We start from the raw sequence: 23,368 nt of genomic DNA, 5'->3' as shown, positions 1-23,368 counted from the left end.
CGCTTCAGGATCGGGCGGTTGGCTTTTTTACATGCTCTTCTTTAAGAAAAAACCTTTTCTCCCGCGCTTTTGCCGCCAAAAGGAAAGGTTCTTCTCTCAAACAAATCCGCTTTTCTGCCCCGCAAAGGAAGCAGAAAAGCGGATCCGACAGAATTGTCTTAAAATCATTTGCACCGGCCCACGGCCCTATGCACATCGCTGTTCTTTACTGCGCATCTTCACTTGCAGCCACCGCGTCGATATCCACATCCGCGATATCCGCATCCTGCGAGCTGTTCTGGGACTCCAGGGCTTTCATGCTGAGGCTGATCTTTCTGTCCGCCTCGTTGAAATCAACGACTCTGGCCCGGATGATCTGGCCTACGCTCAGTACATCGGAGGGCTTATCCACATGCTCTCTGGAAATCTGTGATACATGTAAGAGCGCGTCCACACCCGGCTCCAGCTCAACGAATGCGCCAAAATCCGTCATGCGGGCCACTCTGCCCTCTACCACGTTGCCCGCCGCATAATTCACAGCCGCCTTTGCCCACGGGTTTGTCTCCGGGAACTTAAGGCTTAAAGCGATCTTCTCGCCATTGATATCCTTGATCAGGGCTCTCACCTGATCGCCTACTTTGAAGACCTTCTTCGGGTTCTCTACCCGGCCCCAGGACATCTCGGAGATGTGCAGGAGGCCGTCCGCGCCGCCAAGGTCAATGAACGCGCCGAAATCCGTCACATTCTTTACCGCGCCTTCCACGGTCTGGCCCACCTCGATGCGCTCGAATAACTCCTTCTGCATCGCCGCCTTCTTTGCGATCATGAGCTGCTTGCGGTCGCCGATGATCCTGCTTCTTCTGCCGCTCGGGTTGAATTCGGTCACAACGAACTCAATCTCCTGGCCCGCATATTTTGATAAATCCTTGTCGTAGGTATCGGAAACCATACTGGCAGGAATGAATACTCTCGTTCCCTCTACCTCCACTACAAGGCCCTTTTCCATAACCTGTGTCACCTTCTCGGTCAGGACTTCCTTATTCTCAAAAGCCTCTTTTAAGCGCTTTAAGCCCTTGTCTGCCGCAAGCCTCTTATAGGATAAGGACGCCATACCCTCGCCGTCGTTTACCTTTAAAACCTTTGCCTCCAGCTCGTCGCCTACGGAAACTCTGGTCGTCAGATCCACATTCGGCTCATTCGTAAACTCGCTGCGGGTAATGATACCCTCAGACTTGCTTCCAGCGATGCTGAGAATGATTTCATCTTCTTTTACGCCGATAACCTGACCCGTTACTGCCTCTCCTGCACGTAATCGCTTAATTGATGATTCTTCAAACATTTGTTCAAAACTTAATTCTGACATTAGTATGAACCTCCTCGATAATATAATTCGGGGTTGACGCCCCTGCCGTAATACCTACGCTGCGCACAGTACCTGCCTTCTCAGGTTTGAAATCACTCAGTGTCTGGATATAATACGTATCCTTACATTCCCTGCGGCAAATCTCGTACAGCTTCTGGGTGTTGGAACTGTTTCGTCCTCCGATTACAATCATCACATCCACCTCTGACGCGATTCGCCCCGCTTCCACCTGTCTCTCCTGTGTTGCATTGCAAATCGTATTTAAAACAAGTATATCATAACGCTTTTTAGAAATTTTTTCAACTAAATCTTGAAATTTATTGTAGTTAAATGTCGTCTGCGCCACGAGACACAGCTTTTCTCCTTGTTCCACGGGCATTTTTTCAAATTGCTCCGCGCTCTCAATCACTAAAGTATCGCCGTTTCCCCAGCCTTTTATTCCTTCCACCTCCGGATGGCGCTCATTTCCCACAATTATCACGCGCCGCCCGGCCGCGGTCTGCTCCCTCACGATCCGGTGGATCTTTTTCACAAAGGGGCACGTCGCGTCCACAATCTCAATCCCGTTTGCCTCAAGGATATCGTAAATTTCCTTCCCCACCCCGTGGGAGCGGATCACCACGACGCCTTCCTTAAGCCTCCTCAGCTCCTCCTTTGTATTAAGGACGCGGACGCCCCGCTCCTCCAGATCCCGCACCACCTCTTCATTGTGGATAATGGGGCCAAAGGTAAAGATCGGCTTCTTTCCGGTCGCGAGCTGCTCATATACGCATTCCACCGCCCGCTTCACGCCAAAGCAGAAGCCGGCTGTCTTTGCCACAATGACTTCCATCCGCTGACCTCAACAACCGCAGCAGCCGCGGCTGCCTGCGTCCTCCACCAGCTCCTCAAGCTCACGGACTGCCTCCTCAAGGGACATGTCCGAGGTGTCCAGAAGCACCGCGTCCTCCGCCCGCTTAAGCGGAGAAATCTCCCGTTCCATATCCTGCTTATCCCTGGCGGTAATCTCCGCCTCCACCTCGTCAAGGCTTACGCCCGCCTGGCCGGCCGGAAGCTCCTTAAAGCGCCGCAGCGCGCGCACATGGGCGCTTGCCGTTAAGTACACCTTTAAATCTGCATTGGGGAGCACCGCGGTCCCGATATCTCGGCCGTCCATCACCACATCGCGCCGCCCGGCCAGCTTCCGCTGAAGCTCCACCAGCTTCGCGCGCACCGCGCCGTACGCAGACACGGCCGACGACGCCCGGCTCACCTCAGGCGTGCGGATCTCAGCCGTCACATTCTCGCCGTTTAACAGGACCTGCTGGACGCCGTCCTTATATTCCAGGGAAATATCAGCCTTTTCGCAGGCCGCCTCAACCGCCCCCTGATCCGCCGGATCGATCTCCTCCCGCAGCATATAAAGCGCCATGGCCCGGTACATCGCGCCGGTGTCCACATAAATATAGCCAAACTTCTCCGCCACCATCCTGGCCGCCGTGCTCTTCCCCGCTCCGGCCGGGCCGTCGATTGCAATATTCATCGGCATGGTATTTCTTCTCCCTTCCTCAGATAAGCCTGCGCGGCAAAACGGCTTATCTGCCATTTCTTCATTTCTTATATAACTATATCACAGTTTTCCGGATCTTTCAAACAGGCCGCGCTCCTTCCCGCCAACACCCCCGTAGACCAGGCGATCTGCAGGTTATATCCCCCGGTAACCGCGTCCACATCGAGCGCCTCCCCCGCGAAATAAAGCCCGGAAAGCTTCTTTGATTCCATCGTTGACGGATTAATCTCCTTCACATTCACGCCGCCCTGGGTGATGATGGCCTCATTGTACCCCCGCAGCCCGGTCAGCGTCAGGCAGAAGCGCTTCGTCTCCTCCACAAGCCGCCTCCGCTCTTTTCGGGTAATCTCATTGACCCTTTTTTCCGGAGAAATGCCGCTGCGCTGAATCATGACCGGGATCAGCCTCGCGGGAAACAGGCGGTCCAAAGCGTGCTTAAACTGCCGGTTTTTGCCCTCCTCAAAGTCGCGCAGGATGCGGGCGTCAAGCTGCCCGTCCGTAAGGGCCGGCTTTAAGTCGATGGCCAGGGTGAGCGGCCGTTTTTTCAGGAGGCGGGCCGCATAGCTGCTGGCGCTTAAAATCACCGGGCCGGATACGCCGAAATGGGTGAACAGCATTTCCCCAAACTCCCGGTAAATCTCCTTTTTTCCGTCCAGCACGGCTGCCTCGATGTTCTTAAGCGCCAGGCCCTGCAGGCTTTTTCCTACGTCCCCGGACGTCTCAAAGGGCGCGAGGGCCGGGGACAGCTCTGTGACGCGGTGCCCGGCCTGCGCGGCCATGCGGTAGCCGTCTCCAGTGGAACCCGTCGTCGGGTAGGAAAGGCCGCCTGTGGCAATGATCACCGCGTCCGCGGCCATCTTCCGGTTTCCCTTTTTCAGGATCACGCCTTGTAACCGCCCGTCCTCTATCCAGAGCTCTTTTACCTCCTCGTTTAAGCGGATATCTGTCTTAAGCTTCCGAAGCCGCCCCGACAGCGCGGCCGTGACGTCTGACGCCTTGTCGGATACAGGAAATACCCGTCCGCCCCGCTCGGTCTTAAGGGGGCAGCCGCAGTCCTCCAGAAGGGCCGTCATATCCCGGTTTGTAAAGCCGTAAAAGGCGCTGTAGAGGAACCTTGCGTTGGTCGCCACATGTCCGAAGAACTCCTCTGCAGCGCAGGCGTTCGTCACATTACAGCGGCCTTTTCCGGTAATATAAAGCTTTTTGCCCAGCTTTTCATTTTTTTCGAGCAGCAGCGCAGGCGCGCCGGCCTCCCCGCAGGCGATGGCCGCCGCCATCCCGGCCGCGCCCCCGCCGATCACTATGATACGTCTCATCTTCTGTTCTCTTTTTCCACCTCTTTTATTTTCTGTTCCAGGGCCTTTACCACGGTTTTTACAACCTTCACCCTGGCGTAATACTTGGAATTGCCCTCTACAATCGTCCAGGGCGCGTAGGTGGTGGAGGTGCGCACCAGCATCTCATTGACCGCTGTCTCATAGGCGTCCCATTTCTCGCGGTTTCTCCAGTCCTCGTCCGTGATTTTCCACTGCTTCGCCGGATCCTCCATGCGCTCCTTAAACCGCTTTTCCTGCTCGTCCTTGTCAATGTGAAGCCAGAATTTCAGGACCACGGCCCCGAAATTTGCCATGTGGGCCTCCATCTCATTGATCTCCTGATAAGCCCGCCGCCAGTCCTCCTCGCGGCAGAAGCCCTCAATGCGCTCTACCATGACGCGCCCGTACCAGGTTCGGTCAAAAATGGCGATATGGCCGGCCTTTGGCATGTTGTTCCAGAAACGCCAGAGATAATGATGAACCCGCTCCACGTCATTCGGCGCCGCGGTGGGATTCACCTTGTAGCCCCTGGGATCCAGATGGCTCGTCAGGCGGCGGATCGCGCCTCCCTTTCCGGCCGCGTCCCAGCCCTCGAACCCGATGACCACCGGGATCCGCAGGCGGTATATCTCGCTGTGTAAGTATTCCAGGCGCTTCTGGAGCTTGTCAAGCTCTCCGCGGTATTCCCCGGGCTTTAAAGATTTTGACAGATCCGCTCCGGAAAGCGCCCCGTTTTTAAAGCGATCCGCCGGGATAGGCGCGTGGAGGCGTCTGGCTGTGTCCGTCTTTTCCTCCTCCCGCTGCCCCAGCTCATACTCCAGGCGGTCCGCTACTGTGGCCATGATCTTCATCGCCGCATAATTCTTATCCGTGGCCTCAATGATCGTCCACGGCGCATGTCCCGTATCCGTGCGCTGGAGCATCTCCTCATTCATGGCCAGATACTTATCATACTCCCTGTTCCTCTTCCAGTCCGCCTCCGATACCCGCCAGGCCGTCTCCCGGCTCTCCGAAAGCTTTTTAAAACGTTTTTTCTGTTCTTCCCTGGAAATATAGAGAAACAGCTTAATAATCACGCATCCGCCGTCGGTGAGCTGCTTTTCAAAGGACAGGATATCGCCAAACGCCCCTTCAAGCTCCCCGCTCTTTATGCGCCTGTAAAACCGCTCCTCCGTCACGCGGCTGTACCAGCTTTTGTCAAAAATGGCAATCCGCCCGTTTTCCGGCGTCTTGATCCAGTAACGCCACAAAAACGGGCGCATCCTCTCCTCCTCGCCCGCTTTCCGGCTGGCATACACATCAAAGCCCCTGGGATCAAGCGGCTTAATCAGCCGGTTAATCTGCACGCCCTTCCCTGCGGCATCCAGTCCCTCGAACACAATGATCACCGGAATCTTCTCCGCCTTGCATTTCCTCTGCAGGACGCCAAGGCGCGCGCTCAGCTCGTCGCTGACTCTCTTATAGGACTCCTTGTCCACGCTCTTTTCCAAATCTACCTTCTCCAGCATATGTTTCCCCTCCTTGCCGATATTGTGTGCTCCCGGACAATTCCTTACGTCGCGCCGCCCTGCCCCCCGTCTATGGCAGCCGACATGCTCTCATGCTCCCTTCGTATCTCGCGGTACAGCCTTACCGAATCCCAGTTCTTATTATATGGCGTTAAAACGGCCTTATAATCAATGCGCCCAACCCCGTTCCTGCGCAGGGCCCGGATGAACGCGTCCACCTGCGCGGAGGTAACGCCCGCCATCACCGCCATCTCGTCGGAAAAATCAATCTCCCCGCCCCTGGCGCCCTCTCCGCCTGAGGGTTCTGCGGCCGCCTCATCCTCCATGCCCTTCACGCCGGCCAGCGCTCCCACCGGCTTTTTGTAATCCTCTTTCCGCACGATCCGGAGCCGGAAACCCAGCGGCAGCAGCGCCTGTTGCACTTTTGCCAGACGGTTTGGATCTGTAAAATTATATAGCAGTACGGTCTGCTTCATGCGATGCCTCCCTGTTTTGTGATAAATCGTTGATGTACTCCCGGAGACTCTCTGCGCCTGCCTTTGCGGCTGAGATTCCGGGAGTACATTATGGCTATGGTATAAGGGGATTGTCTGTGGTTATATCTATTATAACCATTATATCCCATATCCGGCGTAAAATACCGGATTTGCGATTAGTTTACCATTGTTTGGGGGACATTTCAAGATAATTTGGGGAATAGAGAAACAGGGGCCGTCCATCAGTTGTTACTTTTCACGGGGCTCATCTTCTTGTCCGGCTATGCCGGACAAGAAGCATCAGGCGGAATGCCGCTCCGTACAGGAGCGTGAAAAAACCAATCCTTAAAAGCTCGTCCCCGATGCCTGCGTGAATTGCGTATTGGATTTGCAGCTCAAGCGGCGGATCCTGATATGGGATTCCGGCTTTTATTACCGTATAATAGGCCCCGGTTATGAAAATGATGGCGCCCGCTAACAGCGCGGCATTGCTTGCGGTATAAAGCGCATGTTTTACTTTTTCTGTCACAGTACATCCTCCTGAACGGCCTTTGGCGGGATTGCCGCCCCAAGACGTTCCTGAACGGTTCCCGGCCGGTCTTTTGCCGTGTTTACAGATCCCAAAGCGTCAACTGGCTCTCCTTCCATGATGTTACGTCCCGTTCTGTAATCCTGTCGTCTTTTGTGATGCTTCCGCACAACAGCGGGGAATGGGCGTCATATAATCTGCAGGTGTTAGAAACGCGTTCCGGACTGTCGTTTGCATAGCAGTACCGGCATCCGTTTCTGCAGGTATTGTATGCGCCGACGTCAATGCTTTCTATGCAGCCGCACTCGCTTCTTTGATTCCGGTCTTTACCCGCCCGGATTCTGCATCCGGTTATGTTCTCAATGAATTCTTTATCAATGCAGCAGCCATGTTCGATTCCACAGGATGAGAGATCGGCTGCCTCGGCACATGACGCGGTTTTTATGTTGTATCCGGCCGCGATCTGCGCGATTTCCCCGGCGAATGCGGTTAAATCCTGTTCTGTCAGGGAAAAAGCGCCCAGGGCTTCCATGCTTTTTTTGTTTTTAGCATAGGTATCGGCAAAGCTGATCACGCATCTGGACGTATATCCATACAGCTCTTTTGCAATCTGTTCAAACGCCCTTAAGTGATATTGCGGATTATATTGATCCGTAAAGAGGATCGGATCGTATCTCCATATCACCCTTTCCCTGCCGATTTTATCCGACAGTGTCCGGAAGACCGGAATCATCACTTTTTTCTTATGCGGAATGTGAGATTCGATGTCACGGCCGAAACCGGTAAGTGTAAATTGAAAATAATATGGATACGCGCCCAGCTCTCCTAACCTGGCGAACATGGGTTCCGGGTTTTTCGTCCAGAAAACGATACAGTCCACAACCTCCGGAGAGATTGTAATTTTGCTGATCTGACGCGCATGGAACGGGTTGCGGACATATAGATATCCTTCCTTTATCCGGTTCAAAAACCATTCCGAATAATAGTTGGGAATATCCGTCCTGCGGCTGGCGCTTAAAATCACGGCTTCACTTCCTTAAAAAACGGGAGGCCGTTCAGGCAGCCTGAACGGCCGTCTCATTTATACCTTAAAACAGCTTCCCCCCACAAACTCGCGGAGAATCGAATTCTGCGGAATCTGCTCGCTGCTGACCCCCAGGAAGTAATCCAGGAATTTAAGCAGCCGCTTCGCCTCCTGATACTCCCCGCATTCCCTCGGGATCCCGAACAAAAGCGGCTCTGCATACTGCTTTAACACCGCCAGCTCATACAGAAGCGCGGAATTAAACATCACATCCGCCTCCTCCTGGAACGGGAAGATATTCCGCTCCTCCCCGCGCCGCACCGAATCCCACATGCGGATGGTCACGCGGGCCGAGGATCCGCGTGTCCGCGCGTCGCGGATCATGCGGCGGATCAGCCGCCCGTCTGTGGTAGGGATGCGGTTGTGCTCATCGATATTGAGCTGCGTCAGGGCGCTGATATAGATCTTAAACTTGCTCTCCTTGGGCAGCGTATACGACAGCTCGTCATTTAAACAGTGGATCCCCTCAATCACGAGGATATCGTTCTTCCCGAGCGTCAGGGTCGTCCCCTTGTACTCGCGCTCGCCTGTCACGAAATTGTAGCGGGGCATATTGACCGTCTCCCCGTTAAGGAGCGCTGTCATATCCTCATTGAACTGCTTCAGATCAATGCAGTGCAGGGACTCATAGTCGTAATTCCCGTCCGCGTCCCGCGGGCTGTCCACCCGGTTGACAAAATAATCATCCACCGCGATCGGGTGCGGCTTTAAGCCAAGAGCGCCGAGCTGAATGGAAAGGCGGTGGGAAAAGGTCGTTTTTCCCGACGAGGACGGCCCGGCGATCATCACGAACTTGCTCCGCCCGGACGATGCGATTTGCTCCGCAATGTCCCCGATCTTCTTTTCCTGCAGCGCCTCCTGCATCTGAATCAGATCCCCCGTCCGGCCCGCGGCGATCGCATCGTTTAAAGCGCCCACATTCGGTACGCCCAGCCTGCGCCCCCACCGGCCCGCTTCCTTCTGCACCTCAAACAGCTTCTTCCTCGGCTTTAAGGGCAAAATCTCCTTCGGACTGGCCCTTAAAGGGAGGATCAGGACAAAACCCTCATCATAGAGCTTCAGATCAAAGTAGCGGATCAGGCCCGTGCTCTGCGCCATATACCCGTAAAAATAGTCCTCAAAATGCTCGATGCTGTAGATATTGACCCTTGACGCGCGGCGGTAATGGAACAGCTTTTCCTTGTCGTACATGCCGTGCCTGTGGAAGAGCTCCACCGCGTCGTCTGTATTTTCACTCCGCTTGCGGATCGGCAGATCCAGCGCGACGAGACGCCGCATCTCCTCCTTTACGCGCTCTAAAAGCCCCTGATTAAGGCAGACCGCCCCCTCAGGCTTTATAAAAAGGCTGTTTCCCATAGAAAAGCACACGGTCAGCTTCGTCACATTTTCCTTTCCGGCCACGTCAAAAAACGATTTCAGGAGCAGGAACAGGGCGCTTCTCTGATAGGTGGCAAAGCCCTCCCGGTCCCTGGCTGTAATAAAGCGTACCTCGCAGTCCTCCTTCACCGTCTTGTGCAGCTCCTGGAGCCGGCCGTTTGACAGGACGAGTAAAATATCGTCCTCCATCTTTTCCTGATATGTTTTGGCAATCTCCGCGTATGTAACCCCGTTCCTGTAGCTTCGTCTCTCATCTCCTATCGTCACGTTCAGCATATCGTCCCTCCTCGTAAATAAGCCTTATCCGCACGCTGGTATATCAGGCGTCTAAACCACATGGCACGGAAATACGGTCTTCTCCTTCACCGCCCGCACCTGCCCCCGCAGCCTTCGCTCCAGGTAATCCGCCATAAAATCCACAAAAATATGTTCGATCCCATAATGCCCCGCATCGATCACAGACATCCCCTGCGCCACGGCGTCGATCCCCTCGTGGTGCCCGATATCGCCTGTGACATAGACATCCGCCCCGCTTTTTATGGCCTCCTGTAACGTCCCGCCCCCGGCGCCCGGGCACACGGCGGCCCGGCGGATCCTCTTTTCGCCCCCGTCATCCCCGTACACTGTGACATGCGAAAGCCCGAACGCCTCTTTCACGCGCTCTGCGGCCTCTGAAAGGCAGATTCTCTGCTCAAAGTCCCCGCAAAGCCCGATCCCATAGGGAACGCCCTCCTTCGTGCGGCCCATCTCCTCCAGCACGCAGGTATGCGCAAGCCCCAGGCGCTCCCCGGCCAGGGCGGCCATGCATCCCGGCGCGGCGTCAAAATTTGTGTGCATCGCATAGTACGGGCAGTCCGCCTGAATCAGGCGGAGAAGCCTGCGCCCGATAAAATCGCGGTCCGTTACGCTCTTAACAGGCTTAAAAATGAGCGGGTGATGCGTAAGCAGCATATCTGCGCCGGCCTCCTCCGCCTGGTCAAGGACCGCGTCCGTGGCGTCTACTGCCACCAGGATCGTCTTCACCTCCTTATCGCCGCGCCCGGCCAAAAGGCCCGGATTGTCCCACTCGCAGGCCAGCTCCTTCGGGGCCAGCTCCTCCAGGATCTCCATGATCTCACTGCATTTCATATCGCGCCTCCTCAATCACGGCCAGACGCTCAGCGAGCGCGGCCTGTCTCTTCCTCACGTTCTCTGTCTGCGCCTGCGAAAGCCCTTCAAGGATCGAGCTCACGATCCTCTTCTCCCTGTCCAGATAACGGAAGAGCGCCGGATCCCTTTTTTCAATCAGATCTCTTCCGTACTCATAATAACAGGCTCTTACAAGACGCATTTCTCCCCTTGACACATCCATGACCACATAAAACTTCCCGTCTTCCTCGACCATGGCCTCCCGGTCGATGCAAAAGCCCGCCTGCTCCAGGAAACGGCGCGTCTCGCCTATGTCGGACTGGGGCGACAAAATAAACTGCTTCACCGAATCCCACACATGGCGGCCCTGTTCCAGGATGCGTATGGTAAGCTTTCCCCCCATGCCGGCGATAATCACTGTATCCGCCTCTCCCGGCTTAAGCCCCGAAAGGCCGTCCGACAGGCGCAGCGCAATGCGATCCGAAAGCCCGTACTCCCTCACATGCTCCTTTGCCCGCTCCAGAGGCCCTTTCCTCACATCCATGGCCAGAGCGCGCGGGGCGACGCCCTCCTTCACGAGATAAACCGGTATGTAGCCGTGATCCGTCCCGATATCGGCCACGGCGCTCCCCGAAGCCACAAAGGAGGCAACCGCCTGCAGCCGTTTTGACAGCTTCACTCTTTCCCTCACCTCCTGTCCATCCGCAGCTATCCCGAAACCGCTTTAAAGCAGGCCCGCCGCGGCCGGCGCTGCGCTAATCCAGGTAATCCTTCAGCTTCTTGCTCCGGCTCGGATGGCGCAGCTTCCTCAGCGCCTTTGCCTCAATCTGGCGGATGCGCTCCCTGGTCACATTAAACTCCTTTCCGACCTCCTCCAGCGTCCTGGGTCGGCCGTCGTCCAGCCCGAAGCGAAGCCGCAGCACCTTCTGCTCCCGATCCGTTAAGGTGTCAAGCACCTCCATGAGCTGTTCGTGAAGCAGCGTGTACGTCGCCGCGTCCGCCGGAACCTGCACATGCTCGTCCTGGATAAAATCGCCCAGATGGCTGTCCTCCTCCTCGCCGATCGGCGTCTCCAAAGACACCGGATCCTGGGAAATCTTCATAATATCCCGCACACGGTCCACCGGCATGTCCATCCGCGCCGCTACCTCCTCCGCCGACGGCTCGCGCCCCATCTCCTGGAGAAGCTGCCTGGATGTGCGGATCAGGCGGTTGATCGTCTCCACCATATGCACCGGTATACGGATCGTGCGGGCCTGATCGGCAATGGAACGTGTGATCGCCTGCCGGATCCACCATGTCGCGTAGGTGCTGAACTTAAAGCCCTTGGAATAATCATACTTCTCGACTGCCTTGATAAGCCCCAGATTGCCCTCCTGGATCAGATCAAGGAACTGCATCCCGCGGCCCACATACCGCTTGGCAATGCTCACCACCAGGCGCAGGTTCGCCTCCGCCAGGCGTTCCCTGGCCGACTCGTCCCCTGCCTCCATGCGTCTCGCCAGCTCAATCTCCTCCTCCTGTGAAAGGAGCGGGACCTTGCCGATCTCCTTTAAGTACATCCGCACCGGATCCTCTAAATTCACGCCCTCGGGTATGCTCAGATCCAGATTTTCCATATCCAGATCGTCCTCGCCGTCCAGATCCTCCTCCAGGAACAAATCGGGATCCATATCCAGATCCTCATCAAAACGGAGCACATCCACCTTATTCCGATCCAGAAAATCATCAATCTGATCCAGCCGGTCCGGACTCAGAAGCTCGCCATGAAAAAAATTCAGAATCTCTTTGTTGTCCAGCACATTTTTTTTGCTTTTAGCCAATTCCAGAAGCTGCGCCAGCTTTTCCTCAAATGTAGTCATCTTTTCTTCCATACAATTCCTCCATCCTTTCACAGCTACCCCGCTGCCGCCGCGCCTCCTGTGTGTACTCTTCCATACGGCAGATGATACGCGAACTGTCCATACGGCTTAAAACGCCTGCTAATACTCTCATTTTATCCCCGCTCCGGCGAAATATGCAGGTTCGCAAGCCCGGCCTGCTCTTTTATGAGCCTCTGCAGCTCGTCAATCCCTTTTGCCCGCCGGATCTGATGCTCCAGGCTGTTTTTCTTGACGCGACGCACCGTCTCTGAAAACGCTTTTTTCTGCTCCTCGTTTGTCAGGGACTCGTCAAGGGACGCATTAAACAGCGCCGCGACTTCCTTATAGCTTCCCTCATCGTCAATAAAACGATTCAGGATCGCCGCGGGCTTCACCTCCCCGGCCTCGCGCGCCTCAAACACCGCCTCAGCCGCGGCGCGGTAGAGCGGCTTCACAAAATCCTCCGGCCCAATGATGCCGTGGATCACATCAAACAGCCGCGGCTCCTCGATCAGCCATGTCAGAAGCAGGCGCTCCGACGAGCGGATCCCTTCCTCCTTCTCCCGCCGTTTCGCGGCCGGGGCCGGCCGCGCTTCCCGCGCCTCCTCCTGCAAAAGCCGCTGCGGACGGGAAGACGCCGCCGGCCCGCCGCGAAGCCCCAGCCGGTTCACCAGCGCCCTCAGATCGTCATAGGGAATCATATATTCCCTGGAAACGGCCTGGATGTAATTATCGCGCTCCAGCGCCTCGGAAAACTCCAAAAGCTTTTCGGCCGCCCGGTTATAGAATTCCGTCTTCTGCTCCGGATCGCCCATGTCATAACCGGATTTGAGCACATCAATCTCAAACAGGAAGCTGTTTCTGGCATGCTCCGCCCGTTTTTTAAACTCCTCCGGCCCCAGCGTCTTCATAAATTCATCCGGATCCTTGCAGGGGCGCATATCAAGAACCCTGGCTGAAAGCCCGGCCTCCCGGAGCATGGGGATCGCCCGCAGCGCCGCCTTCACGCCCGCCCCGTCGCTGTCAAATGTCAGGATCACCTGATCCGTATAGCGCTTCAAAAGGATCGCGTGCCTCTCTGTAAACGCCGTTCCCAGGGAGGCCACCGCGTTCGTAAACCCCGCCTGCTGCATGGCAATCACATCCATATAGCCCTCGCACAGAAACATATGGCGCTCCCTGGACGTCCTTGCATAATTCAGGCCGTATAAGTTCCGGCTCTTGTCAAACAGCGCCGTCTCCGGGGAATTTAAGTATTTCGGCTCCCCGTCCCCCAGCACGCGGCCGCCAAAGCCCACGACACGGCTGTTGACATCCATGATCGGAAACATCACCCGGTTATAAAACTTGTCCCTGGTTCCCCGCTCCTCAATTGTCACCAGCCCCGAATCCTTCAAAAACGCGTCCTCATAGCCCTTGCTGCGCAGATAGCGGTAGAGATCATCGCGGACCTTGTTCGCATAGCCGAGCCCAAAGCGGCGGATCGTCTCATCCGTCAGCCCCCGGCCGGTAAGGTAGGCATACCCCGCCTTCCCCTGCGGCTGCTTTAGCTGATAGTAGAAATAATTTGCCGCCAGCTTATTCGCCGCCAGGAGCGCCGCCCGGCGGTCCGCCATGGCCCTCTGTTCCTTAGAATACTCCATTTTCGGAAGTTGTATCCCGGAACGCTCTGCTAAGAGCTGCACCGCCTCCTGAAACGAATAATTCTCATATTCCATCACAAACGTAATCACATTTCCGCTTGCGCCGCAGCCAAAGCAGTAATACATCTGCTTTGACGGGGAAACCGAAAAGGAAGGCGATTTCTCGTGGTGAAACGGGCACAGCCCGAACAGGTTGCTCCCTTTTTTCTGCAGGCGCACGTACCCGGAAATGATGTCCACGATATCGCTTCTCGTCCTCACTTCCTCCAGAACCTCTTCCGGATAAAACATAGGCGCTCCTCCCCTATATCTTCCAGGATTTCGGGATAAACAGCGCCTCAAAGCGGTCGATCGCATAGCCGTCCGTCATGCCGGCAATATAATCGCAGACCGTTCTCTCCTCTGTCTCGTCCCGCTCCCGCATCATCTGTAAATACTCCTTTGGCAGCTCCCCGATATGCTTTCTGTAATAATCGTACAGCATTTCCAGCATGTGCTGCGCCCTGGTCTCCTCGGTCCTGGCCGCGCCGTTTTCATACACATTTTCAAACATCCACTTCCTCAGGCCGTGCATCGCGCTCTCCATGCCCGGAGACATGCAGATCCGATCCTTTCCCATGCTCTGGCCAATCAGGTCATGGATCATGGTATTGAGGCGCTCCCGGACGCTGTGCCCCAGCACATCCGTATACGCTGCCGGCAGATCCGGCTCCTCAAAGATCTTCGCCCGGATCGCGTCGTCTATATCATGGTTAATATACGCAATCTTATCCGAGAGGCGCACGATATGGCCTTCCAGCGTAGAGGGGCAGCCGCTCGTCGGATGGTTCAAAATCCCGTCCCGCACTTCCCAGGTAAGGTTTAAGCCCTTTCCCTTTTTCTCCAGCGCCTCCACCACCCGGACGCTCTGCTCATAATGGGAAAAACCGCCGCTGCAGAGCTGGTTTAAAATCGCCTCCCCCGAGTGGCCGAACGGCGAATGCCCCAAATCATGGCCCAAGGCGATCGCCTCGGTCAGCGACTCATTCAGCCGCAGCGCCTTTGCGATCGTACGCGCAATCTGCGCCACCTCCAGCGTGTGCGTAAGCCTTGTCCTGTAATGATCTCCCTCCGGCGCCAGAAATACCTGCGTTTTGTGCTTCATCCGCCTAAACGCCTTGCTGTGCAGGATCCGGTCGCGATCCCGCTGATACTCCGGGCGGATATCGCACAGCGGCTCCGCCTGATCCCTGCCCCTTGTATCCGCGCTCAGAGAGGCATAGGGGCTTAAATACCGCCTCTCCCATTCTTCTGTCGTTTCCCTGATATTCATAGCGATCCCACCCTTTTTCAGAACACTTATGAAATATATTTCAAAAGTTTACCCATTATCTTACTATGATATCATATTTCTTACTTTTTTTCAGCCCCTATTCGGATTTATTTCTTACAATTATATGTATGGCGCTGTAAAAATATGACATGATGTTGGAGCCAAAAAGTCTTTTAACACCTGACGCCTGCGGATTGATCCGCATATCATGCTCCCGCAAAATATAATTGTTTTTATTTTCAATTCATGTTATACTATATTTTCAGTCAGGGACGTATTTTTTTCATATTTATCAAGAAAAGGAGAATTCCGTTATGGGAGCACTGGAAACAGTTCTGACAAAATTTAACTCTATTTTATGGGGCAACTGGCTTGTATTTGTTCTGTTAGCCCTTGGCGTGCTCTACACCTTCACGAATGGATTTATCCAAATCCGCTATTTTGGGTTTATCATCAAGAAAACCCTGATCGATTCTTTTAAAGCAAGAAATGAGGACAAGGGAAGCGGCTCTATCTCCACCTTCAAGGCCATGATGGTCACGCTGGCGGGCAATGTCGGCGGCGGCAATGTGGTCGGCGTTGCGACAGCCATTGTGGCTGGAGGCATGGGCGCGGTGTTCTGGATGTGGTTCGCCGCATTTTTCGGCATGGCCTTAAAATATGGCGAGATCGTCCTTTCCCAGCTTTACCGCGGGCGCGATAAGGACGGGAATCTCTTAAGCGGACCGATGTATTACATCCGGGACGGGCTGAAAGCGCCGTGGCTTGGCGTTGTGATTGCCGCGCTGATGTGCCTTAAGATGATGGGCGCAAATCTCGTCCAGTCCAACACGATCTCCGGTATTCTGAATACGCAGTACGGGGTTCCCACCTGGCTGGTCGGTATTTTCCTCATCGGGCTTTTGATGTGCATCACTTTAGGCGGCTTAAAACGCGTTGCGGATATCGCCACCTCCCTGGTGCCGACCATGTCTATTTTTTACATTGTGATCGGTATTCTGGTGATCCTTCTTAATATCGGACAGGTTCCGGCTGTATTTGCCCTGATCTTCTCCGAGGCGTTTTCGATGCAGGCGGCGGCAGGCGGCGCGGGCGGCTATGTAATGGCAAAGGCCATGCAGTTTGGCATCACCCGGGGCATGTATTCCAACGAGGCCGGCGAAGGCACGGCTCCGTTTGCCCATGGCTCCTCCCTGGTGGATCATCCCTGTGAAGAGGGCATTACCGGTGTGACAGAGGTCTTTCTTGACACGATCATCATCTGTACCATCACCGCCCTCGTTATCGGCGTAACCGGAATTTATCAGCAGAGTGATCTGAACGCGACCGTTATGGCTATCTCCGCCTTTGGCACCATCTGGACCCCGTTAAAGCATCTGGGCGCGTTTGCCCTCCTTGTTTTCTGCTTTACCACGCTGATGGGCCAGTGGTTCAATGCGGCGAAAAGCTTTACATATGCATTCGGACCTGCCCTGACCAGCAAGATCAAATACGTTTATCCATTCCTCTGCATCGTGGGGGCCGTACAGAAGATAAGCCTTGTCTGGACCGTGCAGGATCTGGCCATGGGGCTTGTGATTATCCCGAATATGATCGCCCTGGTTGTGCTCTTCCCGCAGGTGCGCAGGCAGACAAAGGAATATTTTTCCAATCCGAAATTTTATCCGAAGGCTGCTTCTAAAAATTAATAACGAAGTCCTTCAAATGCATTTCATGATCATGACGGCGGCTGCAGTTCCGATCGAGCCGCGTATCTGCCGTGCTGACCGTATAGTAACATAGCAACGGCAGGCGCCCCATCGCAAAGCGATTTTACGGGCTGAAGCCGTCAGATTCCATCATGCAATATAGTCCCTGAGTTTGAACACAAGGCTGCGCCAGCTTTTGCTGGCGCAGCCTTTTTCTGAACCGCGCTGCCTTCTATTTCTGAGACAGGCTTTAAAAGTCTGCAACTCCGCCGCAAGCAGCGAGGCAGCAGCTACGGGTTACAGGCGGCGCCCCGGATTTTTTTCCGCAAAGCTTTCCCGCGCGCCCTATTTCCCCGGACTGCCGGATTCCATCAGGGCCGCATACTGCTGCGCCGGCACATATGCCTCGACCAATATCCCGTCTTCCCTGTACTCTTCCTTCAAAAGCTGGCCCGTTTTGCGGATCTGCTGGATCTTTGCCGCATCCCGGTACGGATAGAGCCGTTCCAGATAAATCCGCCGGCTGCGGAGGATCCGTTCCAGAAGCAGTTTTAACTCTTCTATCCCCTCTCCGGTCTTTGCCGAAATCCGCGCCTGGTAATCGGAGCGCAGATCCCGCAATACCGCCTCCTCTGTCAGGCAGTCGATCTTATTAAATACAGTTATGATGATTTTATCCTGAATCCCCAGCTCGCGCAGCGTCTCGTATACCACATGCAGCCGCAGATCCATCTGATCATCCGAGCAGTCCGCCACATGGAGCAGGATGTCGCTGTAGCGCGCCTCCTCCAGGGTGCTCTTAAACGCCTCGATCAGATGATGCGGAAGCTTTCTGATAAAGCCCACCGTATCTGTCAGGAGAATCGTCTCCCCGCCGGGGAGCGCGCAGCCTCTTGTCGTCGGATCCAGCGTCGCGAACAGCTTGTCCTCCGCCAGGATCCCGGCGCCTGTCAGGCGGTTTAAAAGCGTTGATTTGCCCGCGTTTGTGTATCCCACAATCGCCGCGGACATAGCATGGCTCTGCCGCCTCTTTTTCCTCGAAATCTCCCGGTGGCGCTTGACGCCCTCAAGCTCCTCCTTTAGCTGCCCGATCCGCCGGTGGATCAGCCGCCGGTCCATCTCCAGCTTCTTCTCGCCCGGCCCCCTTGTCCCGATCCCGCCTCCTAAGCGGGACAGGGAGCTGCGAAGGCCCACCAGGCGCACGGCCCTGTATTTAAGCTGCGCCAGCTCCACCTGAATCTTGCCCTCGCTGCTCGTCGCATGGGCGGCAAAAATATCGAGAATCACCATGGTCCGATCCATCACCTTGGTCTGCAGCGCCTCCTCAAGGCCGCGCATCTGCGCCGGGGACAGCTCGTCGTCGCAGACGATCCCCGTGGCCTTAAACTCCTCTATCTGATCTCTCAGCTCCTCAAGCTTTCCTTTTCCCAGATATGTTCCGGGGTGGATCCGCTCCCGGTTCTGAATCATGCGCCCGACGGCCACGCCGTTCGCTGTCCTGACAAGCTCCGCCAGCTCGTCAAGGGAGCGCTCCGTATCATCCTCCTCACAGGTGCTGACTCCCACCAGGATCACCCGCTCCTCCTCTTCCTTCAGCTCAATTAAATCTGCCATAGCCCTCCTGTCACCGACTCTCTAAAAATGCAATCTCCCTGTCAACCTCCGGAACCGATCCCCAGGAGGCCCGGTACTCCCGGAGCAGCTCCAGCGCTTTCGCAAAGTCCAGCTTCTGCTCATACACCGCCGCCAGGTTGCGCGTCAGCACAGCGGCCGCCTCGCCTTCCGCCTGCAAAAGCCCCTGCTCAAAGTAGCTGACAGCCTCGTCGAGATTCCCCGCCTGCGCAAGGCCAAGCCCCATCTGGTTCAAAATCCCCGGTCCCGCCATGCCGCCGTCAATCGCTGTCCGGCAGTATTCCAGCGCTTTTTCCGTCTCTCCGGCCTGCCTGGCCGCCTCTGAGAGCGCTGTCAGCGCAGCCGATGCCGCGGCCTGCGCGCTCTGATCCGATACCTTTGATAGTCCCGCCGCCGCCTCGTAATCCGTCTGCGCCGTCTCAAAATTGCCGGCCATCGCCTCAGCCGCCGCCTTATAATACCGGTATTCCGCCCTCTCGCCTTCTACCTGCTCCAGCGTGCCGTACGTATATGCCGCCGCCGCATAGTCCCGTGCCAAATACTCCGCCTCGCCCCGGTACTTTAAAATATCAAGCTCAAACCGGTCCACGATCCCGTCAGACGCTTCCAGCGCTTCCTCAAAAGAAGCGATTGCCCCGCCGTAATCCCCTTCCGCCATCCTCTCAATGCCCGAAAGCCTGGCCTCCTTTGCCTCTTTCGACTCCCCGCACCCGCATAACAGGACGGCTGCGAGCAGGCCGGCGCACAAACTGATCCGTTGTCTCATCCGTTATTCTTCCCTCTTTCCTCTGTGATGTATTCTTGGAATCCCGCTGCACCCGCCTTTGCTGCTGATTTTGTGGGTACATCGTGTAAATGCATCCGCCCCGCAACGTTTAATTCGTGTTACGGTTCACACCCCTGCCGGGCTGTGCCCAGTAATACGCTTCGCGATGCACACAAACCGCCAGAAAATGCGGTTTGGCGCCGCTGCCCTCGGGTTTTCCGCGACTTCCGCTGCGCTGCACTCACAAAAAACACCTCGCATTGGCTGATGTGTGAACAGTAACTAATTCGTCCCTGTGCTCCCATGCCCTCCCCGGTCCGCATGGCCCAGAAGCGCCGTCTCCTCAAAGTCGAGCGCCGGCTGATGCTCCATAATCCGGAACTGGCAGATGCGGTCATTTACATGGATCACCGTATCCCGCAGGGCATACGCCGGAAAAAACCACTGATCCTGATCCCCGCAGTAGCTCTCGTCAATGACCCCCATATGGTTTGTCTGTATGATCCCGAAATTTTTAAACGTACTGCTCCTGGGGACCACATGGGCCTCATACCCGGCCGGAAGCTCCATGGCCACGCCCAGGGGAATCAGGGCAAATTCACCCTTTTTAAGCGTAACCTCCTTCGCCGCCCGCAGATCGATCCAGTCCGATTTGCCGCCAATATAGGCAAGCTTTTCTATGTCCTCCGTGAAATATTTGATTCTGATCTTCATGTGTCATTCTCCTGTCCTTTGTCGTTCCTGCTGATATTCACCGTTATTAACGCAATGCTGTAATAGCGGCTGATTAGTATAGCTCAATTCAAATAACTCTATGCATTATAGATTTTACAGACTACCACGATACTTGTGTTTTTCCGGACAATAATGTAAAGTTATTTGAATTGGCTTATATTAGTTTGTACAAATCCAAAACAATTGATACAATTTAACGATGACCCGACTTTTGCTCCCGGCATCCTATCATAAACTCAAGCTCCTAAGCATGTCTTTCAGAATCAAGGCAAGCCGATCATGTAGCCATCATCAGGCCCTGCATATATCCTTATATAATTGACATCGATTCCCCCGCATCCTCTGACAGCTCCCGCTCCTCCCCTGCCGCAAGCTTCAGCTCCTCCTCCGCCTCCAGCCGGAACTCATCCAGCTTATCCTGCGCCGGCACAGGCAGCTCCTTTGTGGATCCGACGCCGAAACGCCGGAGAAATTCCTCTGTGGTCGCAAATAAGGCCGGCCGGCCCGGCGCGTCCAGGCGGCCCACCTCATAGACGAGATTATAATCGATCAGGCGGTTTACGGCATGATCCGACTTCACCCCCCGGATCTTCTCGATCTCCAGCTTGGTGATCGGCTGCTTATAGGCAACGATGGAAAGCGTCTCCAAAGCCACATCGGTCAGAACCTGCTTTTTGGGCGCGGACGCCACCTCGATCAGGTTTTCATAGTATTCGGCCCGGGTGCACATCTGCCAGCTATCCTCCAGGCGGGTGATCTGCATCCCGTGCTTTCCCCTGTCGTAGCGCTTTTTAAGGCGCAGCGCCGCCTCCCGCGCCGTGTCCATATCCGCCCGCAGGGCGGCTGCAAGCTGCCTTGTCTCTACGGATTTGCCCATGGTAAACAGCACGGCTTCCACGATGGCCTCTTCCTCTGCACTCTTATTTTTTTTCATCAAAATCCTCCAGGCCCTCCAGGGAAATCTCCTCTGCCCCTTCTGTGTCCCGGGCCTCTATGTACATGTCGCCAAAAGGCGCTTCCTGGCTTAAATACACGCTGCCGATCTTCATCAGCTCCAGCACGGCCAGAAAGGTCACCACCACGTCCAGGCGGTCAGTGCGGCGCTTTAGAACCTCGTGAAAGCGAAAACGCCTGTGCGTCCTGGCATACTCCATCACAGATCCGATCCGCTGCTCTAAGCTGACCGATTCCTTGCGGATGGCGCCGAAACGGCTCCGGATCGGATCGATCCTGTCCTCGCTCCGCTTCATGACCGACTGAAAAATCTTCTGCAGCTTGGCCAGCGTTAAGCCCTCTAAGAGGCTGTCCAGATCAACCGGCGCCTCATGCCTGGCCACCTCCTTCGGGATATCGGGTTCCCGGTAGAGAATAAGCTGCGCGTCCTGCTCCAGCTCCATAAGCTCACGGGCCATATATTTGTACATCTTATATTCCAGCAGGCGGCGCGCCAGCTCTGCTCTCGGATCCTCCTCTTCCTCCTCTTCCTCCCTGGCGGGCAGAAGCATCCGCGACTTGATGTCAATCAGCGTGGCCGCCATGACTAAAAAGTCGCTGACCACGTCCAGATCCTCCTCCTCCATGCGGCTGACATAGTCCAAATACTGCTCCGTGATCAGAACGATGGGAATGTCGTAGATACTGACTTTATTTTTCTCGATCAGATGCAGCAGCAGATCAAGCGGGCCTTCAAAGTTATCGAGCTTGTAGGAAAGAACCATTCCAAAACCTCCCTTAACAGCCGTCCCCGCCGCCGCGGATCGTCACCCACACGAGATGCGGCCGATCGTTCAGACGGATATTGATCGAATGCGTGCCGAGCCCCCGGCTCACAATCATCGTCTTTCCCTCCCGGTCAAAACGCCCCGCGCACCAGGGCAGGAAAAAATGGTACTGCGGCGTCATCACGCCGCCCAGGAACGGGATCCGGATGGTGCCCCCGTGAAAATGTCCGGAGAGAGTTAAATCCGCCCCCCATTTCCGGCACTCCTCAAAAAACAGGGGCGAGTGGAATAAAAGGATCTGAAACCGATCCGCCGCCGCCGCCCCCACGCGCTTTTTTAGCGTCCCCTCCGGGAGCGCCGGGATCGTAAAGCGGCGGCTGTAATACTCCCCGTCTAAGTTGGCCCCCGTGACGCGGATCGTTTCCCCGAAATCCGCGCTTGCATCGGACAGATAACACACGCCCGCCTCCTCAAGCGCTGTTTTAAATTCCTCGTACTGATCCCCGTAAATGTCCCGCTCTTCGTTCATCCGCTCCTCATGGTTCCCGTTCGCATAGTAGACCGGAAAGCGTCTGGCCAGCCGCCTGACAAGGCAGAGGGCCGGCTCCATGTCCCGCTCCCCCTTGCACACCATCATGTCCCCGCCGATCAGCACCGCATCCGGGCGGATCCGTTCGATCTCCCGCACCAGCCGCTCATTGCGCGCGCCGAATTCATTATTATGTAAATCCGAAAGAAATACAACATTCACCTCGCCTTTCGGAAACTTTTTTGTGGGGATCACGTACCGCTGTGTGACGAAATGCTTCTTTTCATACTCCGACCAGAGCGCCAGTCCTCCCGCAATCCCCAAAAAGCCTGCAAACAGCGCAGCAAACAACGCCCATCCCTCCTGCCTGTCAAAATCCGGCCGGGCCCTTTGGAAACAGACGCCGGGCCCGGCCCCCAAACCGGCAGCCATGCCCTGCCGCGCAGGCAGGCATAGCTGCCGGACGTTCTCATTCCAGCGGCAATCCGCAAACGGAAGTCAGTGGATATTTTTGTAAAAATTCGTATACGGAGCCAGATCCATGCGCACAAAATAGCCCTGCTCATGCTCGCAGACCGGGCAGTATTTCGGCGCTATTTTTCCCTCATAGATATAGCCGCAGTTTAAGCACACCCAATTCGTGTCCTCCTCGGAGGCAAACAGGGCGCTCCTCTCCAGAAGCTCCGCAAAGAGGCCAAAACGGTCGCCGTGCGTCTTCTCCACCTCGGCAATCATGTGGAACACCTGGCCGATGCGGTCAAAGCCCTCTTCCAGGGCAATATCGCCAAATTCCCGGTACACCGGATCATGCTCCTCAAACTCATTGTGCTCCGCAGCGCGCAAAAGCTCCGCTGTCTTCCCATGCAGATCCACCGGATAGCCGCCGTCGATCTGGATCGTCTCGCCGGTCAGCTCCTTTAAGAAGTTGTAAAACACCTCCGCGTGCTCCTTTTCCTGATCCGCTGTGTACTGGAACACCCTCTCAATCACCGGAAGGCCCTCCTGTTTCGCCGTCTCGGCGGCAAAGGTATAGCGGTTCCTGGCCTGGCTCTCCCCGGCAAAGGCCCGCATCAGGTTTTTTACGGTTCTGCTTGATTTTAAATTTGCATCCATTGCATATCCCTCCTGTCTCATTCAATCACATAGTAACACATGAATTGTTTTACGTAGT

At 55.5% G+C, this 23,368-nt stretch carries 23 protein-coding genes; 1 reads left to right on the top strand and 22 read right to left on the bottom strand.

Going from position 1 to position 23,368, the window contains the following annotated elements; all coding sequences use genetic code 11:
- Positions 1–205 precede the first annotated feature (205 nt).
- The 15 genes from rpsA to NFS31_RS10235 form a co-directional block, all read right to left on the bottom strand.
- Positions 206–1,342, bottom strand: a complete 1,137-nt coding sequence (gene rpsA / locus NFS31_RS10305; RefSeq protein ID WP_251494465.1) for a 30S ribosomal protein S1 — start codon at positions 1,340–1,342, stop codon at positions 206–208.
- Positions 1,323–2,174 carry a 4-hydroxy-3-methylbut-2-enyl diphosphate reductase gene (gene ispH / locus NFS31_RS10300; protein WP_251494461.1) on the bottom strand — a complete coding sequence of 284 codons (852 nt, stop codon included), beginning with the start codon at positions 2,172–2,174 and terminating at the stop codon, positions 1,323–1,325. The genes rpsA and ispH overlap by 20 nt, the downstream gene beginning before the upstream one ends.
- 9 nt (positions 2,175–2,183) lie before the next feature.
- A complete protein-coding gene (cmk, locus tag NFS31_RS10295; protein WP_251494458.1) occupies positions 2,184–2,870 on the bottom strand; it encodes a (d)CMP kinase in 687 nt (228 codons plus the stop codon).
- 68 nt (positions 2,871–2,938) lie between these two features.
- Positions 2,939–4,207 (bottom strand): BaiN/RdsA family NAD(P)/FAD-dependent oxidoreductase, encoded by a 1,269-nt coding sequence (locus tag NFS31_RS10290; RefSeq protein ID WP_251494456.1) that lies wholly within the window; start codon positions 4,205–4,207, stop codon positions 2,939–2,941.
- A complete protein-coding gene (gene pap / locus NFS31_RS10285; RefSeq protein ID WP_251494453.1) occupies positions 4,204–5,715 on the bottom strand; it encodes a polyphosphate:AMP phosphotransferase in 1,512 nt (503 codons plus the stop codon). Before pap ends, NFS31_RS10290 begins: the two co-directional genes overlap by 4 nt.
- A 44-nt stretch (positions 5,716–5,759) precedes the next feature.
- Positions 5,760–6,191, bottom strand: a complete 432-nt coding sequence (locus NFS31_RS10280; RefSeq protein ID WP_251494451.1) for a DUF3783 domain-containing protein — start codon at positions 6,189–6,191, stop codon at positions 5,760–5,762.
- A 265-nt stretch (positions 6,192–6,456) separates the two neighbouring features.
- Positions 6,457–6,720 (bottom strand): hypothetical protein, encoded by a 264-nt coding sequence (locus NFS31_RS10275; protein ID WP_251494449.1) that lies wholly within the window; start codon positions 6,718–6,720, stop codon positions 6,457–6,459.
- Positions 6,721–6,802: 82 nt separating this feature from the next.
- Complete coding sequence (locus tag NFS31_RS10270; protein ID WP_251494446.1) at positions 6,803–7,744, bottom strand: DUF1848 domain-containing protein; 942 nt, start codon at positions 7,742–7,744, stop codon at positions 6,803–6,805.
- A gap of 57 nt (positions 7,745–7,801) precedes the next feature.
- Complete coding sequence (locus tag NFS31_RS10265; RefSeq protein ID WP_251494443.1) at positions 7,802–9,457, bottom strand: nucleoside kinase; 1,656 nt, start codon at positions 9,455–9,457, stop codon at positions 7,802–7,804.
- A 51-nt stretch (positions 9,458–9,508) separates the two neighbouring features.
- Entirely contained in the window at positions 9,509–10,309 is an 801-nt protein-coding gene (locus tag NFS31_RS10260) for a Nif3-like dinuclear metal center hexameric protein (RefSeq protein ID WP_251494440.1), read from the bottom strand.
- Positions 10,296–10,988: a tRNA (adenine(22)-N(1))-methyltransferase gene (locus NFS31_RS10255; protein ID WP_251494436.1), complete on the bottom strand. Its 693-nt coding sequence runs from the start codon at positions 10,986–10,988 to the stop codon at positions 10,296–10,298. The genes NFS31_RS10260 and NFS31_RS10255 overlap by 14 nt, the downstream gene beginning before the upstream one ends.
- A gap of 76 nt (positions 10,989–11,064) precedes the next feature.
- Positions 11,065–12,183: an RNA polymerase sigma factor RpoD gene (rpoD, locus tag NFS31_RS10250; RefSeq protein WP_251494433.1), complete on the bottom strand. Its 1,119-nt coding sequence runs from the start codon at positions 12,181–12,183 to the stop codon at positions 11,065–11,067.
- Positions 12,158–12,304 (bottom strand): hypothetical protein, encoded by a 147-nt coding sequence (locus tag NFS31_RS10245; protein ID WP_251494430.1) that lies wholly within the window; start codon positions 12,302–12,304, stop codon positions 12,158–12,160. The genes rpoD and NFS31_RS10245 overlap by 26 nt, the downstream gene beginning before the upstream one ends.
- Position 12,305: 1 nt before the next feature.
- Positions 12,306–14,105: a DNA primase gene (gene dnaG / locus NFS31_RS10240; RefSeq protein ID WP_251494427.1), complete on the bottom strand. Its 1,800-nt coding sequence runs from the start codon at positions 14,103–14,105 to the stop codon at positions 12,306–12,308.
- Between the two features lie 13 nt (positions 14,106–14,118).
- Entirely contained in the window at positions 14,119–15,126 is a 1,008-nt protein-coding gene (locus NFS31_RS10235) for a deoxyguanosinetriphosphate triphosphohydrolase (RefSeq protein ID WP_251494422.1), read from the bottom strand.
- A gap of 314 nt (positions 15,127–15,440) precedes the next feature.
- On the opposite strand from NFS31_RS10235, the gene NFS31_RS10230 reads away from it, so the two are divergent.
- A complete protein-coding gene (locus NFS31_RS10230) occupies positions 15,441–16,814 on the top strand; it encodes an alanine/glycine:cation symporter family protein (protein WP_251494419.1) in 1,374 nt (457 codons plus the stop codon).
- Between the two features lie 345 nt (positions 16,815–17,159).
- Here NFS31_RS10230 and hflX read toward each other — a convergent pair whose 3' ends face one another.
- The 7 genes from hflX to rbr all read right to left on the bottom strand — a co-directional run bounded on the left by hflX (position 17,160) and on the right by rbr (position 23,310).
- Positions 17,160–18,428, bottom strand: a complete 1,269-nt coding sequence (gene hflX, locus NFS31_RS10225; protein WP_251494416.1) for a GTPase HflX — start codon at positions 18,426–18,428, stop codon at positions 17,160–17,162.
- Between the two features lie 10 nt (positions 18,429–18,438).
- Complete coding sequence (locus tag NFS31_RS10220) at positions 18,439–19,212, bottom strand: tetratricopeptide repeat protein (RefSeq protein WP_251494413.1); 774 nt, start codon at positions 19,210–19,212, stop codon at positions 18,439–18,441.
- A 282-nt stretch (positions 19,213–19,494) separates the two neighbouring features.
- Positions 19,495–19,926, bottom strand: a complete 432-nt coding sequence (locus NFS31_RS10215) for a dUTP diphosphatase (protein ID WP_251494410.1) — start codon at positions 19,924–19,926, stop codon at positions 19,495–19,497.
- A gap of 331 nt (positions 19,927–20,257) precedes the next feature.
- A complete protein-coding gene (gene scpB, locus NFS31_RS10210; protein ID WP_251494407.1) occupies positions 20,258–20,881 on the bottom strand; it encodes an SMC-Scp complex subunit ScpB in 624 nt (207 codons plus the stop codon).
- Positions 20,868–21,665, bottom strand: a complete 798-nt coding sequence (locus NFS31_RS10205) for a segregation and condensation protein A (RefSeq protein ID WP_251494403.1) — start codon at positions 21,663–21,665, stop codon at positions 20,868–20,870. The genes scpB and NFS31_RS10205 overlap by 14 nt, the downstream gene beginning before the upstream one ends.
- A gap of 13 nt (positions 21,666–21,678) precedes the next feature.
- Entirely contained in the window at positions 21,679–22,548 is an 870-nt protein-coding gene (locus NFS31_RS10200; RefSeq protein WP_251494399.1) for a metallophosphoesterase, read from the bottom strand.
- A 147-nt stretch (positions 22,549–22,695) separates the two neighbouring features.
- On the bottom strand, positions 22,696–23,310 hold the full coding sequence (gene rbr, locus NFS31_RS10195; protein ID WP_251494396.1) for a rubrerythrin: 615 nt from the start codon (positions 23,308–23,310) through the stop codon (positions 22,696–22,698).
- Positions 23,311–23,368 lie beyond the last annotated feature (58 nt).

The organism is Otoolea muris (assembly GCF_943193115.1).
GTDB classification, from domain to species: Bacteria; Bacillota; Clostridia; order Lachnospirales; family Lachnospiraceae; genus Otoolea; species Otoolea muris.
This window is presented reverse-complemented; position numbering and strand designations above follow the sequence as displayed.

Coding starts and splice junctions, on each gene's coding strand:
- rbr (WP_251494396.1), bottom strand. CDS start 23,310: ATGGATGCAAATTTAAAATCAAGCAGAACCGTAAAAAACCTGATGCGG.
- cmk (WP_251494458.1), bottom strand. CDS start 2,870: ATGCCGATGAATATTGCAATCGACGGCCCGGCCGGAGCGGGGAAGAGC.
- NFS31_RS10290 (WP_251494456.1), bottom strand. CDS start 4,207: ATGAGACGTATCATAGTGATCGGCGGGGGCGCGGCCGGGATGGCGGCG.
- dnaG (WP_251494427.1), bottom strand. CDS start 14,105: ATGTTTTATCCGGAAGAGGTTCTGGAGGAAGTGAGGACGAGAAGCGAT.
- hflX (WP_251494416.1), bottom strand. CDS start 18,428: ATGGCAGATTTAATTGAGCTGAAGGAAGAGGAGGAGCGGGTGATCCTG.
- NFS31_RS10245 (WP_251494430.1), bottom strand. CDS start 12,304: ATGAGAGTATTAGCAGGCGTTTTAAGCCGTATGGACAGTTCGCGTATC.
- NFS31_RS10205 (WP_251494403.1), bottom strand. CDS start 21,665: ATGGTTCTTTCCTACAAGCTCGATAACTTTGAAGGCCCGCTTGATCTG.
- scpB (WP_251494407.1), bottom strand. CDS start 20,881: ATGAAAAAAAATAAGAGTGCAGAGGAAGAGGCCATCGTGGAAGCCGTG.
- NFS31_RS10280 (WP_251494451.1), bottom strand. CDS start 6,191: ATGAAGCAGACCGTACTGCTATATAATTTTACAGATCCAAACCGTCTG.
- NFS31_RS10215 (WP_251494410.1), bottom strand. CDS start 19,926: ATGAAGATCAGAATCAAATATTTCACGGAGGACATAGAAAAGCTTGCC.
- NFS31_RS10265 (WP_251494443.1), bottom strand. CDS start 9,457: ATGCTGAACGTGACGATAGGAGATGAGAGACGAAGCTACAGGAACGGG.
- rpsA (WP_251494465.1), bottom strand. CDS start 1,342: ATGTCAGAATTAAGTTTTGAACAAATGTTTGAAGAATCATCAATTAAG.
- NFS31_RS10220 (WP_251494413.1), bottom strand. CDS start 19,212: ATGAGACAACGGATCAGTTTGTGCGCCGGCCTGCTCGCAGCCGTCCTG.
- pap (WP_251494453.1), bottom strand. CDS start 5,715: ATGCTGGAGAAGGTAGATTTGGAAAAGAGCGTGGACAAGGAGTCCTAT.
- rpoD (WP_251494433.1), bottom strand. CDS start 12,183: ATGGAAGAAAAGATGACTACATTTGAGGAAAAGCTGGCGCAGCTTCTG.
- NFS31_RS10235 (WP_251494422.1), bottom strand. CDS start 15,126: ATGAATATCAGGGAAACGACAGAAGAATGGGAGAGGCGGTATTTAAGC.
- NFS31_RS10260 (WP_251494440.1), bottom strand. CDS start 10,309: ATGAAATGCAGTGAGATCATGGAGATCCTGGAGGAGCTGGCCCCGAAG.
- NFS31_RS10230 (WP_251494419.1), top strand. CDS start 15,441: ATGGGAGCACTGGAAACAGTTCTGACAAAATTTAACTCTATTTTATGG.
- ispH (WP_251494461.1), bottom strand. CDS start 2,174: ATGGAAGTCATTGTGGCAAAGACAGCCGGCTTCTGCTTTGGCGTGAAG.